The organism is Mycobacterium sp. 852002-30065_SCH5024008 (assembly GCF_001665645.1).
Taxonomy (GTDB): Bacteria; Actinomycetota; Actinomycetes; order Mycobacteriales; family Mycobacteriaceae; genus Mycobacterium; species Mycobacterium paraffinicum.
This window is the reverse complement of sequence record NZ_LZSZ01000144.1, coordinates 1-13,618: the sequence shown is the minus strand read 5'-3', so window position 1 is coordinate 13,618 and position 13,618 is coordinate 1. Positions and strand designations below refer to the sequence as shown.

The window sequence follows — 13,618 nt, the reverse complement described above, 5'->3', positions numbered from 1 at the left end:
TAGGAGCCGCCGGGCGGCGGCGGAGGCGGCGGGTAGGAGCCGCCGGGCGGCGGCGGAGGCGGCGGGTAGGAGCCGCCGGGCGGCGGCGGAGGCGGCGGGTAGGAGCCGCCCGCGGGAGTCGATGGAGGGGGCGGAACCGCCTGACCACCGGATGACCCGGGCGGCGGCGGAGGTGGCGGATAAGCGTCGCCAGGCGGCGGTTGATCGGTCATGGGCACCCCTTCCACTGCGGACCAGCTGAACCAGGCCGCATTACAGTACCTGAGCGCGCAGCGGCCGGGCGAGACACGCGTCGCGGCCGAAAGGGGGCCCCGCTAGCGCCGGCCTGCCAGTCCACGAGGCCCGTCCGAGAGGAAACCGAGCAGGTCATAGCGGGTGATCACACCGACCGGTTTGCCCTCCTCGACCACCATCAACGCATCCCAGTCGCGCAGCGCCTTACCGGCCGCGCTGACCAACTCCCCCGCGCCGATCATCGGCAGCGGCGGGCTCATGTGCAGCGAGACGGCGTCGGCCAATTTGGCCCGGCCCTCGAAGACGGCCGAGAGCAGTTCGCGCTCGGAAACGCTGCCGGCCACCTCGCCGGCCACCACCGGCGGCTCGGCGCCGACCACGGGCATCTGGGACACCTCGTACTCGCGCAGGATGCCGATGGCGTCGCGCACGGTCTCGGAAGGATGCGTGTGCACCAAGTCGGGCAGGGCGCCGGATTTGCCGCGCAGCACATCACCCACCGTGGCCTCCTCGGTGGAACCGTCGAGGCGGCTGCGCAGGAACCCGTACGACGACATCCAGGCGTCGTTGAAGATCTTCGCCATGTAACCGCGCCCTCCGTCGGGCAGCAACACCACGACGAGCGCGTCGGGTCCGGCCTCCTCGGCGACCTTCAGCGCGGCCACAACCGCCATCCCGCACGACCCCCCGACCAGCATCGCCTCCTCTCGGGCCAGCCGCCTGGTCATGTTGAACGAGTCGGAGTCGGACACCGCGATGATCTGGTCGGGGACCGTGCGGTCGTACGCGTCCGGCCAAAAGTCCTCGCCGACGCCCTCGACCAGGTAGGGCCGGCCGCTGCCGCCGGAGTACACCGAACCCTCGGGGTCGGCGCCGATGATGCGCACCTTCCCGCCCGACACCTCTTTGAGGTAGCGGCCCGCACCGGTGATCGTGCCGCCGGTGCCGATGCCGGCGACGAAGTGGGTGACCTTGCCGTCGGTGTCGGCCCAGATCTCCGGGCCGGTGGTGGCGTAGTGGCTCGCCGGGCCTTCCGGGTTCGCGTACTGGTCGGGCTTCCAGGCGCCCTCGATCTCCCTGGTCAGCCGATCGGAGACGCTGTAGTAGCTGTCCGGGTGGTCGGGCGGCACGGCCGTCGGGCAGACGACCACCTCCGCACCGTAGGCGAGCAGCACGTTGCGCTTGTCTTCGCCGACCTTGTCCGGGCAGACGAACACGCACTTGTACCCGCGCTGCTGTGCCACCAGCGCCAGGCCGACGCCGGTGTTGCCCGAGGTGGGTTCGACGATGGTGCCCCCGGGCTTCAGTAGGCCGCTCGCTTCGGCGGCGTCGATCATCCGCACCGCGATCCGGTCCTTCGAGCTACCCCCGGGGTTGAGGTACTCGACCTTGGCCGCCACAGTGCCGGCGCCGTCGGGAACCACGGAATTCAGGCGAACTAGCGGCGTGCCGCCGATGAGCTCGCTGATGTGCTGGGCGATCCGCATGCGTTCATCGTCTCAGGCAGGTTCCGGGGGTGCACGACGGCTTCCGAGTTGGCGCCCGGCGGGGGTTGCGCTAGCCGGTGGCCTCGCGGATATAGTCGCCGATCTGGCGCAGCGAGCGAACCGCCTCCGGGACTATCGGAGCGGCCAGCTGGAAGTCGTGAATCTGGCCGGGCCACACCCGCACCTCGGCCGGCACACCGACGGCGGCCAGCCGGCTCGCCGCCAGCCGGGCGTCGTGCAGCAACACCTCGGATCCCGACACATGGATCAGCGTCCGCGGCAGGCCCGGCTTGATGTGCTCCAACGGCTCGTAGATCTCCTCGGGCCGCCCCCCGACTTTGTGCTTTTCGGCCGCGCTGGCAACCAGCTCGGCCAGCGCGTCGAACGCCCGGGCGGAGAACATCGCGTCGGTGTTGATGTTGGGATGGGCCTGCTTGTATTCCTTTGCCAACTGCAGCAGCGGCGAGATCATCACCAGCGCGGCCGGCTCCTCGCCCTCCTCCTGGAGGCGTTGCGCCAGCGCGAGTGCGAGGTAGCCGCCCGCGGAGTCACCGGCCAGCACGATCTGATCCGGCTCGTATCCGCGCAGCCGCAGCCATTGGTAGCCGTCGTGGCAGTCATCGAGAGCCATCCCGATCGAATGCTTGGGCAGCAGCCGGTAATTGACCACCAAGATCGGCGCGTCAGCAAACCGCGACAGCGCTTCGACCAGCCGACCGTGCGAGTTCGCCCCGCACGTCAAGAACGCACCGCCGTGGAAGTAGACGACCACCCGACGGGTGCCGTCCGCGGGCAGCACGCCCGGGGCACGCACCAGCTGTGCCGACGCGTTGGGCAAGTTCACCGTCTCGCGGACGGTGGCCGACACCGGGAGCACCACCCGGGCCGCCAGGTCGATGAAGCCCCAGGGCCAGGGGAAGTTGGGAATATGGCTGCCGACGGAGAGAACCGGCCGAACCGTCACTCGCGACGTCAGGTTGGCCACCCGCGCAGCAACGCTGGGTCCCGATTCGAGGACCTCGACCGGGGTGCCATCGCTCATCGCGAACCTGCGGGGCCTGCTGGCCCTGCGAGCCGCGAGGACGTCGTGTGGACGAAGGGCGTTCCGGGGCGAGCCGGATACCTTGCCGGGTGCGCTCATGCTCAACACTTCCTACGCCTTTGTAGTGCGATACAGCATGTGACGGGGCAGCTAAGCGTCTGGTTCAGCCGTTGCTCGAGGCACTCAGCCGACCCCGCGAACTTAGCTTGACAGCCACTTCTTAAGACAACATTTAAAGAGTCCGATTTGTTACCTCATTTGATTCGCACCGTGATCACATTGTTTGTCAGCCGACCCCGCAAATATGCAAGCCGAACTAAACTGGTCGCGTGACCATGCGGGTGCCCCGTCGTTCGGCAATCGCCCTGGCCACGGCGGGCGCACTCGCCTCGACAGGAACTGCCTATCTGGGCGCGCGCAACCTGCTGGCCGGCCAGGCGACGCGCGCGCGCACCGTCATCCCCAAGGCGTGGGACATCCCGCCGCGCGCCGACGGCGTGTACACCCGCGGTGGCGGCCCGGCGGAGCGGTGGCACCGCGGCGTGCCGTTCGATCTGAGCCTGATGATCTTCGGCGACTCGACGGCCGCCGGCTACGGGTGCACCAGCGCCGAGGAAGTGCCGGGAGTGCGGATCGCGCGCGGCCTCGCCGAACAGACGGGCAAGCGAATCCGGTTGAGCACCAAGGCAATCGTCGGCGCCACGTCGAAAGGCGTGTGCGGCCAGGTCGATGCGATGTTCGTGGCCGGGAGGCCGCCGGATGCGGCGGTGATCATGGTCGGCGCCAACGACGTGACGGCCCTCAACGGCGTCAGCCAGTCGGCGCAGCGGCTCGGGCTGAGCGTGCGCAAGTTGCGCGCCCGCGGTGCGGTGGTGATCGCCGGCACCTGCCCGGACCTGGGTGTCATCACCGCGATCCCCCAACCCCTTCGCTCGATCGCACACGAGCGTTGTCTGCAACTGGCGCGCGCCCAGGCCGCGTCGGTCCGGGCCGCCGGCGGTATGCCGGTACCCCTGGCGCAGCTGCTGACACCGCAACTCCGGTCGACGCCTCACGTGATGTTCTCCCCGGACGGCTTCCATCCGTCCGCCCCCGCCTACGCGATCGCGGCCGACGCGCTGCTGCGTGCGCTGTGCGAAGCGCTGGGCGAGGAGGTCGATCTCCCGCCGCTGGAGTTGGCGGCATCGACGACGGAGCCGGTGCTCGGTCAGCGCCACACCCGCACCAGCGTGATGTCGCGGCTGTGGCGGCGCCCGGTGCCGGGACCCGCCCCGTCTTCGTGCCCGCCGGTTGCCAGCGACTAGATTTGTGCCAGCCCGTCGGTGTGGAGTCACCACCCCGGTTATGTAGCGAGCTCGTCGGAATCCGAAAGGGATTTGAAGGGAACCGTCATGCCTGAAGCTGTCATTGTCTCAACTGCTCGCTCGCCGATCGGCCGCGCGATGAAGGGGTCGCTGGTCTCCATGCGGCCCGACGACCTGGCCACCCAGATGGTGCGCGCCGCGCTGGACAAGGTGCCCGCGCTCAACCCGCACCAGATTGACGACCTCATCCTGGGCTGCGGCCTGCCCGGCGGCGAGTCCGGCTTCAACATGGCGCGCGTCGTCGCCGTCGAGCTCGGTTACGACTTCCTGCCGGGCACCACCGTGAACCGGTACTGCTCGTCCTCGCTGCAGACCACCCGGATGGCGTTTCACGCCATCAAGGCGGGCGAGGGCGACGCGTTCATCTCCGCGGGTGTCGAGACCGTGTCCCGGTTCGGCAAGGGCAACTCCGACTCCTGGCCCGACACCAAGAACCCGCTGTTCGACGAGGCTCAGGAGCGTACGCAGGCCGCGGCCGCCGGCGCCGACGAGTGGCACGACCCCCGCGCCGACGGGAGCCTGCCCGACGTCTACATCGCGATGGGTCAGACCGCCGAGAATGTCGCCATCCTGACCGGCGTCAGCCGCGAAGACCAGGACCGCTGGGGGGTGCGCAGCCAGAACCGGGCCGAGGAGGCGATCAAGAGCGGGTTCTTCGAGCGCGAGATCTCCCCGGTGACCCTGCCGGACGGCACCACCGTGAGCACCGATGACGGCCCTCGTCCCGGCACCACCTACGAGAAGGTCTCCGAGCTCAAGCCGGTGTTCCGGCCCAACGGCACGATCACCGCGGGCAACGCCTGTCCGCTCAACGACGGCGCCGCCGCGCTGGTGATCACCAGCGACACCAAGGCCAAGGAACTCGGCCTGACGCCGCTGGCCCGCATCGTGTCCACCGGCGTCAGCGGCCTCTCGCCGGAGATCATGGGTCTGGGCCCGATCGAGGCGTGCAAGAAGGCGCTGGCGCGAGCGGGAATGTCGATCAACGACATCGACCTCTACGAGATCAACGAGGCCTTCGCGGTCCAGGTGCTGGGTTCGGCGCGCGAGCTGGGCATGGACGAAGACAAGCTCAACGTCTCCGGCGGGGCGATCGCGCTGGGCCACCCGTTCGGCATGACCGGCGCGCGCATCGCGACCACGTTGATCAACAACCTGCAGACGCACGACAAGACGTTCGGGCTGGAGACCATGTGCGTCGGCGGCGGGCAGGGCATGGCGATGATCATCGAGCGGCTGAGCTGACCGGTCGCCGGAGCTCGCCGTCGAGTGTGCGGCCATGGTCGCGACACGCCGGGCAGGCCCGCCCCCAGCGCACACTCGACGCCCGCACACACGAAAAGACCGGCACGCCAATCGGCGTGCCGGTCTTTTCGTTGAAGAGAACTAGTCGTTCTGCAGATAACTGAGCAGACGCAGGATCTCGAGGTAGAGCCAGACCAGGGTCACGGTCAGGCCGAGCGCGATACCCCAGGCCGCCTTCTCCGGCGCCCCGGCTCGCACCATCTGGTCGGCCGCGTCGAAGTCGATCAAGAAGCTGAACGCCGCGATGCCGATGCAGACCAGCGAGAAGATGATCGCCAGCGGACCGCCGCTGCGCAGGCCCAGCCCGGTACCGCCGCCGACGTGGAACATCGCGAGCACGAAGTTGCCGAGCATCAGGGCCAGCACGCCGAACATCGCGGCGACGAGCATCCGGGTGAACTTGGGGGTGACCCGGATTGCGCCGGTCTTGTACACCACCAGCATGCCGAAGAAGACACCGAAGGTGCCCATGACGGCCTCCCCGATCAGCACGCCGGCGTTGGCGTGCGAGACCGCGAAATTGGCGAAGACGAACGAGATGGCGCCCAGGAAGAGCCCCTCGAGGACGGCATAGCTCAGCACGATGGCCGGGCTGTCCTGCTTGCGGCCGAAGGTCGCGACCAGCACCAGCCCCAGCCCGCCGAGCGCGCCGACCAGGGTCAGCGGCATCGCCAGCGCGAGGTTGGACGCCACCAGGAAGTAGGACACCACGGCGGACACCGCCAACACGGCCAGCGTGATGCCGGTCTTGGTGACGACGTCGTCGATGGTCAGCGGACGCGAAGCCCTGGTCTCCTGGTAGGGAGCTTGGTAGGGGGCCGCGTAGGGGTCGGCTCCATAGCCCTGCATTGGGGCCGCGCCTGTGCCGAATTGCGCGTATCCGCCCCGCTGCTTGGGCAGCGAACGAAATACCGGGTTGCTTGTCTCCCGCACCGTCGGATCCTCTCTATTGGCTTCGAGCTGTGCGAACACAATCTCAACGATCAGCGTCCCGTCCGGGTTCCCGGCCGACCTGGGCATTTTCCGGTGCCTGGAGCCTGCGAAATAACACAGCTGCTGTCGTCGCGTTAAAGATAACCCTTACCCGGGGGTATCGCGTCGGTCGTCACGATCTAGATTTTTCGTTCGAGGGTGGACCGCGATGGGAGGCCAGGGCGTGACCGAGGAGTCCGATGAGGTTCTAACCCGCGTCGAGGGCAACGTCGGTCTGATCACGCTCAACCGCCCCAAGGCGATCAACTCACTCAATCAGCAGATGGTGGACGCGCTGAGCGCCATACTCACCCGCTGGGCAGACGACGACGCGGTATCCACGGTGGTGCTCTCCGGCGCCGGCGAGCGCGGCTTGTGCGCCGGTGGCGACGTGGTCTCCATCTATCACAGTGCGCGTAAGGACGGGGTTGAGGCGCGGCGGTTCTGGCGCGACGAGTATCTGCTCAATGCCCAGATCGCAGATTTCTCCAAGCCTTACGTGGCGCTGATGGACGGCATCGTGATGGGTGGCGGCGTCGGCGTCAGCGCGCACGCGAACATCCGCGTGGTGACCGACACCTCCAAGATCGCGATGCCCGAGGTGGGCATCGGCTTCGTTCCCGATGTCGGCGGGATGTTCCTGCTGTCCCGAGCGCCCGGTGGGTTGGGTCTGCACGCCGCCCTGACCGGAGCTCCGTTTTCCGGAGCCGACGCCATCGCAATGGGATTCGCCGACCACTACGTGCCGCACGACGATCTCGAGGCGTTCACCCGGGCGATCGTGGCTGGCGGCGTCCAGAGCGCGCTTGCCGCGCACGCCATTGAGCCCCCGCCGAGCGAGCTTGCCGCACAACACGGTTGGATCGACGAGTGCTACGCCGGCGACACGGTCGAAGACATCGTTGCCGCGCTTCGCGGGCATGACACCGGCCCCGCCAACCACGCCGCCGACCTGATCGGCACCCGCTCGCCGATCTCGTTGTCGGTAACCCTGGAAGCCGTCCGACGCGCCGCCAAACTCGAAACGGTGAAAGACGTTCTCATTCAGGATTATCGGGTGTCGTCGGCATCGCTGCGCTCGCACGACCTGGTCGAGGGCATCCGAGCCCAGCTGATCGACAAAGACCGCAACCCGAAGTGGTCACCGGCGACGCTGGCCGCGGTGACCGCGGCCGACGTCGAGGCGTATTTCGCCCCGGTCGACGACGACTTGAGTTTCCAGGAAGGCGATTGACGATGACAGACGCTGATTACGAAACCATCCTGGTCGAGCGCGACGAGCGCGTCGGCACCATCACCCTGAACCGGCCGAAAGCGCTCAACGCGCTCAACACCCAGGTGATGAACGAAGTGACCAGGGCGGCAACGGAGTTCGACAACGATCCTGGCATCGGGGCGATCATCATCACGGGTTCGGCCAAGGCGTTCGCGGCCGGTGCCGACATCAAAGAGATGGCCGGCCTGACGTACGCCGAGGCGTTCGACGCCGACTTCTTCGCCCCCTGGGCCAAACTGGCGGCCGTGCGCACCCCGACCATCGCCGCGGTGGCTGGGCACGCGCTCGGCGGTGGCTGCGAGCTGGCCATGATGTGCGATGTGCTGATCGCCGCCGACACAGCGAAGTTCGGCCAGCCCGAGATCAAACTCGGTGTGCTGCCCGGCATGGGCGGCTCCCAGCGCCTCACCCGCGCCATCGGCAAGGCCAAGGCCATGGACCTCATCCTGACCGGGCGCACCATCGACGCCGCCGAAGCCGAACGCAGCGGCCTGGTTTCGCGAGTGGTGCCCGCCGATGATCTGCTGGCCGAGGCCAAGGCCGTCGCCACGACCATCTCCCAAATGTCACGCTCGTCGGCCCGGATGGCCAAGGAGGCCGTCAACCGGGCGTTCGAATCCACGCTGTCCGAAGGGCTGCTCTACGAACGTCGCCTCTTCCACTCCACCTTCGCGACGGAGGACCAGTCCGAGGGCATGACGGCGTTCATCGAGAAGCGCGCTCCCAACTTCACCCACCGGTAGGCATGCGATGAGCGAGCCGGGTACAGCGACGAACACCGAAGCCGGCGGCAACCCGACGGTCGTTGCCGACGAAGCTGCGCCCCCGGATACCCGCCCGCACACTCGCGAGCCGCGGTCACCCGAAAAGCCCTGGTGGGTGCGGCATTACACCTTCACCGGCACCACGGTGGGCCTCATCTTCATCTGGTTCTCCATGACGCCGTCCCTGCTGCCTCGCGGTGCGTTGTTCCAGGGGCTGGTCAGCGGCATCTCCGGCGCCATCGGCTACGGGCTGGGCGTCTTCGCCGTGTGGCTGGTCCGCTACATGCGCGCCAAGGATCACAGTCCCCCGCCGCCGCGCCGGGCGTGGAAGGTGCTGATCCCGATCGGTGCGCTCGGCATGGTGCTGATGGCCATCTGGTTCCACGTGTGGCAGGACAACGTGCGCGACCTCATGGGCGTACAGCACCTGAAGTGGTACGACTACCCGGTGGCCGCGGGCCTTTCGTTGGTGGTGCTGTTCACCCTTGTCGAAATCGGCCAGTTCATCCGGTGGTTGGTCAGGTTCCTGGTCGGCCAGGTCGACCGCATCGCGCCGTTTCGGTTGTCGGCGACCATCGTGGTGGCGCTGCTGTTGGTGCTCACCATCACCTTGCTCAACGGTGTCGTGCTCAAGTCCGCCATGCGGACCATGAACAACACCTTCGCCTCGGCGAACAACGAGATGAATCCCGACACCGCGCCACCGAAGACCCCGCTGCGGTCCGGCGGTCCCGAGTCACTGGTGTCGTGGGAATCCCTTGGGCACCAAGGTCGCATCTTCGTGGAAGCCGGCCCGAGAGTTGGCCAGCTGGCCGCCTTCAACGGCGCTCCGGCAACCGAACCGATCCGCGCCTATGCCGGGCTGAACTCCGCGGACGGCATCACGGCGACCGCCGAGCTGGCGGCGCGCGAGCTGCAGCGCACCGGGGGGCTGCAACGCGCCGTCGTCGCCGTCGCGACCACCACCGGCACCGGCTGGATCAACGAGGCGGAAGCCGACGCGCTCGAGTACATGTACAACGGCAACACCGCGATCGTCAGCATGCAGTACTCGTTCCTACCGAGCTGGCTGTCCTTCCTGGTGGACAAGGAGAACGCCCGCCACGCCGGGCAGGCGCTGTTCGAGGCCGTCGACCGGTTGATCCGCCAGATGCCCGAAGCGCAACGCCCCAAGCTCGTCGTGTTCGGCGAGAGTCTGGGATCGTTCGGCGGCGAGGCGCCGTTCATGAGCCTGAACAACGTCCTCGCCCGCACCGACGGCGCCTTGTTCAGCGGACCGACATTCCAAAACACCATCTGGACCGACCTGACGTCGACGCGCGACCCCGGTTCCCCGGAGTGGTTGCCCATCTACAACGACGGCAAGAACGTCCGGTTTGTCGCTCGCCCAAGCAATTTGGGGCGCCCGAACTCCGCGTGGGATCACCCGCGGGTGGTCTATCTGCAACACGCCTCGGATCCGATCGCCTGGTGGTCCCCCGACCTGCTGTTCAGCAAACCGGATTGGCTGCGGGAGCGGCGGGGCTATGACGTGCTGCCCGAGACGCGCTGGATCCCGGTGGTGACGTTCCTGCAGGTCACGGCGGACATGGCCGTCGCGGTAGACGTCCCCGAGGGCCATGGCCACCACTACGTCGCCGACGCGGCCGACGGCTGGGCCGCCGTGCTGTCACCGCCGGGTTGGACGCCGGAAAAGACCAACAAGCTACGGCCACTGCTTCATTCGGATGCCACCTCCATCGGGTAGCTAGAGCCAGCGGCGACCGGGGTTGCCGGAGCTGGCGAGCACTCCCGGGCCGGCGTCGAGCGAGCCCGTGCCGGAAAGTTGTTCCAGCACACCGGCACCCGCGAGCGCGTGATAGCCGCCGATGACGTCGGTCGCACGGTGCAGGCCGATGTCCAGCAGCGCGGCCGCCGCGAGGCTGGACGTGTAACCCTCCGAGCACACGATCACCCATTCGACGTCGTCACCGACGGCCTCGGGCAGCTTGGCCTCGCTGGTCGGATCGCAGCGCCACTCCAACACGTTGCGTTCGATCACCAGCGCGCCGGGGATCTCACCCTCGCGGAAGCGCTGCGCCTGCGGCCGGATGTCGACGAGCACCGCCCCCCGCCGCAGCGCATCGGGCACCTCGGCGGCGGGAAGCCGACGGTAGCGGCGCCGGGCGGATCTCAACACAACATCGATGCGGCTCATCACGGTCCTTCCGGTTGGTCGGTCAGTTCGGTGCGCTGGCGGCGCAACCGATTTCGGCCGGTGACCTCGTAGTAGGACATCGCGGTCAGCGGCGGCGAGTAAGCGTGCACGCTGAGCGAAGGCGTCACCGGCTCTCGGACGATGCCCGACAGGCCCGAGAGCGGCACGGTCACGGGCCGCGGTGCCCACACCACGTCATGCACCCAGCCCAGCGGAAACCCGGCCTGATCGCCCGCGTCGAGCCGGCGACGCCGCAGGGCCCGGCCGTCCCAACGGAATTCGTTGAGCGACCCGGACAGGACCGTCAGCGCGCCTAGGGACCCACCGTGGTCGTGCAGTTCGGTGTGATGGCCGGGAACCCAGCTGATCAGCCAGACGTCCAGCTCCTCGTCACCGTGGATGCGGGTGAACCAACGGCGCGACTCAGGTATTCCGCCCGGCGGCAGCAGGTGGTCGCAACGTCCGCTCAGCACGTCGTCGGCGGCCTGGTCGGTGGCGTGCAGGAGGTCGGGAACCCGCAGGCGGGTCGGTCCCGACGATGGGGACGAAATGGTGCGCGGGCGCAACGCAGCCGGAGCGGCGAGGGGTACAGACATTGGGGAGCTCCACAAAAAGGATCGGACAGGCGGCGGCGTGTTACGGCCGACAACACTCGCAAAATCCGAAGCGCTCCATCACGGCCGCCAGTGTTGCATAGATTGAGAGGATGCGCTGGTGCGGTCAACGGCCCCGGCTGTGGGGCACGCTCCTCGTGGCGGCCGGATTATTGGCGGCTACGGGATGCTCACCTGAAGCCCCGAGCGGTAAGCCCGCGTCCTCATCGCCGCGGCCGGCGGACCTACCGGCCCGCCCCGGTGCGGCGCCACCGGGCGCCGTCGGTCTGTCGCCGGCGGGCGTGACGACCAGGGTCGACGTGCCCGCGAATTCGACCGAGGAAGAGTATTACCAGGCCTGTCACGCCGCAAAACTGTGGATGGATGCCCAGCCCAAGACCGGTCAGTCGCTGTTCGAGCCCTATCTGGCAATGGTCCAGGCCGCGCCGTCGGGCACCGCGGGCAGCTGGAATGCCCGCTGGGCGGATCTGACACCGGCCCGGCAGGCAGCCGTGATCACCGCCGCGCGCGCCGCCGCCGGCGACGAATGCGGTTGACGCTTTCGAACTCGTGCGCGATTGAATTCACGGGTAGAGAAAGTGCCAACCCGGCCGCTGCCACCCCGCTTAGCCGCGCAAAATGAAGAGATGCCGGACGGACCTGGCGGCGTCGTCGCGCGCCGATCGTCACCGACGCGCGTCGCGTTGGCGCTGGGTAGCGGCGGGGCCCGCGGCTACGCCCACATCGGGGTGATCGACGCGCTGCGCGCACGTGACTACGAGATCGTGGGAATCGCGGGGTCGTCGATGGGCGCGCTGGTCGGCGGTTTGGAGGCGGCCGGGCGTCGCGACGAGTTCGCCGACTGGGCGAAGTCCCTGACGCAGCGCACCATCCTGCGACTGCTGGACTTCTCGATCAGCGCGGCCGGGGTGATGCGGGCCGAGAAAATCCTGGACGCGGTGCGCGACATCCTCGGCCCCGTCGACATCGAGCAGCTGCCCATCCCCTTCACCGCGGTCGCGACCGACCTGTTGGCCGGTAAAACGGTGTGGTTCCAGCGCGGCCCGGTCGACACGGCGATCCGCGCCTCCATCGCCATACCGGGCGTGATCGCCCCACACGAAGTCGACGGGCGGCTGCTCGCCGACGGCGGCATCCTGGATCCGCTGCCGATGGCCCCCCTATCGGCGGTCAATGCCGACGTGACCATCGCGGTGAGCCTCAGCGGCAGCGAGTCGATCGCCACCCGGGACGCGGAATCCGGCGTGACCGCCGAGTGGCTGAACCGCATGGTGCGCAGCACCTCCGCGCTGCTCGACACCTCCGCGGCCCGGTCGCTGCTCGATCGGCCCACCGCGCGCGCCGTCCTGGGCCGATTCGGCGGGTCCACCGCCGAAGCGGACAGCTGGTCGGAGGATCTGGACGTCGAGGAGCCCGCGGACGGGGATGACGCGGCCGGCGTACTGCCCGATGCCGCACCCGAAGTGCCGAAGCTGGGCAGCTTCGAGGTGATGAACCGGACGATCGACATCGCCCAGGCCGCCCTGGCGCGCCACACGCTGGCGGTCTACCCGCCCGACCTGTTGATCGAGATCCCGCGCTCGACGTGCCGGGGCCTGGAGTTTCACCGGGCGGCGGAGGTGATCGCCGTCGGCCGTGCGCTGGCGGACGAGGCCCTGGACGCTTTCGAGAACAAACGAACCACGCCGCCCGCGACCGAAGCCTGAAACCCGCGCTGCCGCAGCGCGTTAGCGTCGCGGCCCGGTCAGACGCCCAGGAAACGCGCGACGCCTCGGGCTTCGCGGCGGCCCTGCTCGCGTCCGGCCAGTGCCGACGCGACGCGACAGGCGGGGTCCAACGGGTTGGGCCCGAAGGCCGCCAGCGAGTCGGCATCGGCGAACACCGCGAACATCGCGCCCGCGAAGGCGGAGATCTCCGCGGCCGGCCCGTCGCCGAACGCCGAGGGCGCGTCCACGCCCGAGGGCACCAGCACCACCGCCGTGTCGCAGTCGCCGGCCGCGCCGAGGTTGACCGAGCTGGCGACCCCGCCGTCCATGTAGCGCCGGCCCGCGATCGCCACGGGGGGCCACGCCCCGGGTACCGCGCAGCTGGCCGCTACCGCGTCGACGAGGTCGACGCCGGATTCGCGATCGAAAACCACCAATTCGCCGGTGTCCACGTCGATCGCGGTGATCCGCAGCGCCCGATCGGGCCAGTGATGCGACGCCAGGCGTTGGGCGATCACCCGGCGGCGCACCGGCGGCGCAACGGTTTTCGTCGCCAACGCCACGGCCCCGATCCGCTGCATCTGTTGCCGGGTCTTGTTCGACGGGTCCGCATAGGGCCTGTCTCTTATACACATCTGACGCTGCCGACGATCGCAT

At 68.6% G+C, this 13,618-nt stretch carries 13 protein-coding genes and 1 pseudogene; 7 read left to right on the top strand and 7 right to left on the bottom strand.

Going from position 1 to position 13,618, the window contains the following annotated elements:
• The 3 genes and pseudogenes from A5781_RS26320 to A5781_RS18300 form a co-directional block, all read right to left on the bottom strand.
• Positions 1-212: pseudogene (locus A5781_RS26320) on the bottom strand (RDD family protein); the annotation flags it as partial.
• 102 nt (positions 213-314) lie between these two features.
• Complete coding sequence (locus tag A5781_RS18305) at positions 315-1,721, bottom strand: cystathionine beta-synthase (protein WP_067209450.1); 1,407 nt, start codon at positions 1,719-1,721, stop codon at positions 315-317.
• Positions 1,722-1,791: 70 nt separating this feature from the next.
• Positions 1,792-2,862, bottom strand: coding sequence for an alpha/beta hydrolase (locus tag A5781_RS18300; protein ID WP_067209447.1), 1,071 nt, complete (start codon positions 2,860-2,862; stop codon positions 1,792-1,794).
• A gap of 230 nt (positions 2,863-3,092) precedes the next feature.
• Between A5781_RS18300 and A5781_RS18295 the strand changes: the two genes are divergently transcribed.
• Both A5781_RS18295 and A5781_RS18290 read left to right on the top strand, forming a co-directional pair.
• A complete protein-coding gene (locus A5781_RS18295; RefSeq protein ID WP_067209445.1) occupies positions 3,093-4,067 on the top strand; it encodes an SGNH/GDSL hydrolase family protein in 975 nt (324 codons plus the stop codon).
• 87 nt (positions 4,068-4,154) lie between these two features.
• A complete protein-coding gene (locus A5781_RS18290; protein WP_067209442.1) occupies positions 4,155-5,372 on the top strand; it encodes an acetyl-CoA C-acetyltransferase in 1,218 nt (405 codons plus the stop codon).
• Between the two features lie 141 nt (positions 5,373-5,513).
• Here the strand turns inward: A5781_RS18290 and A5781_RS18285 are convergent, their stop codons facing one another.
• Positions 5,514-6,365: a Bax inhibitor-1/YccA family protein gene (locus A5781_RS18285; RefSeq protein ID WP_067209459.1), complete on the bottom strand. Its 852-nt coding sequence runs from the start codon at positions 6,363-6,365 to the stop codon at positions 5,514-5,516.
• Positions 6,366-6,588: 223 nt separating this feature from the next.
• Between A5781_RS18285 and A5781_RS18280 the strand changes: the two genes are divergently transcribed.
• From A5781_RS18280 to A5781_RS18270, 3 genes are read left to right on the top strand one after another with little or no spacing between them, the layout of a single operon-like run.
• Positions 6,589-7,638, top strand: a complete 1,050-nt coding sequence (locus A5781_RS18280) for an enoyl-CoA hydratase/isomerase family protein (RefSeq protein ID WP_067209455.1) — start codon at positions 6,589-6,591, stop codon at positions 7,636-7,638.
• A 2-nt stretch (positions 7,639-7,640) separates the two neighbouring features.
• Positions 7,641-8,423, top strand: coding sequence for an enoyl-CoA hydratase (locus A5781_RS18275; protein WP_067209439.1), 783 nt, complete (start codon positions 7,641-7,643; stop codon positions 8,421-8,423).
• 7 nt (positions 8,424-8,430) lie between these two features.
• Complete coding sequence (locus A5781_RS18270; RefSeq protein ID WP_067209434.1) at positions 8,431-10,191, top strand: alpha/beta-hydrolase family protein; 1,761 nt, start codon at positions 8,431-8,433, stop codon at positions 10,189-10,191.
• Here A5781_RS18270 and A5781_RS18265 read toward each other — a convergent pair whose 3' ends face one another.
• Together A5781_RS18265 and A5781_RS18260 are read right to left on the bottom strand one after the other, a co-directional pair.
• A complete protein-coding gene (locus A5781_RS18265; protein WP_067209430.1) occupies positions 10,192-10,641 on the bottom strand; it encodes a rhodanese-like domain-containing protein in 450 nt (149 codons plus the stop codon).
• Positions 10,641-11,237, bottom strand: coding sequence for a cysteine dioxygenase (locus A5781_RS18260; protein ID WP_067209426.1), 597 nt, complete (start codon positions 11,235-11,237; stop codon positions 10,641-10,643). Before A5781_RS18260 ends, A5781_RS18265 begins: the two co-directional genes overlap by 1 nt.
• Positions 11,238-11,347: 110 nt before the next feature.
• Between A5781_RS18260 and A5781_RS18255 the strand changes: the two genes are divergently transcribed.
• Both A5781_RS18255 and A5781_RS18250 read left to right on the top strand, forming a co-directional pair.
• On the top strand, positions 11,348-11,791 hold the full coding sequence (locus tag A5781_RS18255; RefSeq protein WP_067209422.1) for a lipoprotein LpqV: 444 nt from the start codon (positions 11,348-11,350) through the stop codon (positions 11,789-11,791).
• A gap of 90 nt (positions 11,792-11,881) precedes the next feature.
• Positions 11,882-12,961 (top strand): patatin-like phospholipase family protein, encoded by a 1,080-nt coding sequence (locus tag A5781_RS18250; RefSeq protein ID WP_067209418.1) that lies wholly within the window; start codon positions 11,882-11,884, stop codon positions 12,959-12,961.
• A 38-nt stretch (positions 12,962-12,999) separates the two neighbouring features.
• Here the strand turns inward: A5781_RS18250 and A5781_RS18245 are convergent.
• Positions 13,000-13,618 (bottom strand): patatin-like phospholipase family protein (locus tag A5781_RS18245; RefSeq protein ID WP_067209452.1); only part of this gene is annotated, 619 nt, incomplete at its 5' end.

Excerpts from the sequence above, each read along its gene's own strand:
- A5781_RS18305 (WP_067209450.1), bottom strand. The coding sequence starts at position 1,721 with ATGCGGATCGCCCAGCACATCAGCGAGCTCATCGGCGGCACGCCGCTA.
- A5781_RS18300 (WP_067209447.1), bottom strand. The coding sequence starts at position 2,862 with ATGAGCGCACCCGGCAAGGTATCCGGCTCGCCCCGGAACGCCCTTCGT.
- A5781_RS18290 (WP_067209442.1), top strand. The coding sequence starts at position 4,155 with ATGCCTGAAGCTGTCATTGTCTCAACTGCTCGCTCGCCGATCGGCCGC.
- A5781_RS18275 (WP_067209439.1), top strand. The coding sequence starts at position 7,641 with ATGACAGACGCTGATTACGAAACCATCCTGGTCGAGCGCGACGAGCGC.
- A5781_RS18270 (WP_067209434.1), top strand. The coding sequence starts at position 8,431 with ATGAGCGAGCCGGGTACAGCGACGAACACCGAAGCCGGCGGCAACCCG.
- A5781_RS18265 (WP_067209430.1), bottom strand. The coding sequence starts at position 10,641 with ATGAGCCGCATCGATGTTGTGTTGAGATCCGCCCGGCGCCGCTACCGT.
- A5781_RS18260 (WP_067209426.1), bottom strand. The coding sequence starts at position 11,237 with ATGTCTGTACCCCTCGCCGCTCCGGCTGCGTTGCGCCCGCGCACCATT.
- A5781_RS18255 (WP_067209422.1), top strand. The coding sequence starts at position 11,348 with ATGCGCTGGTGCGGTCAACGGCCCCGGCTGTGGGGCACGCTCCTCGTG.
- A5781_RS18250 (WP_067209418.1), top strand. The coding sequence starts at position 11,882 with ATGCCGGACGGACCTGGCGGCGTCGTCGCGCGCCGATCGTCACCGACG.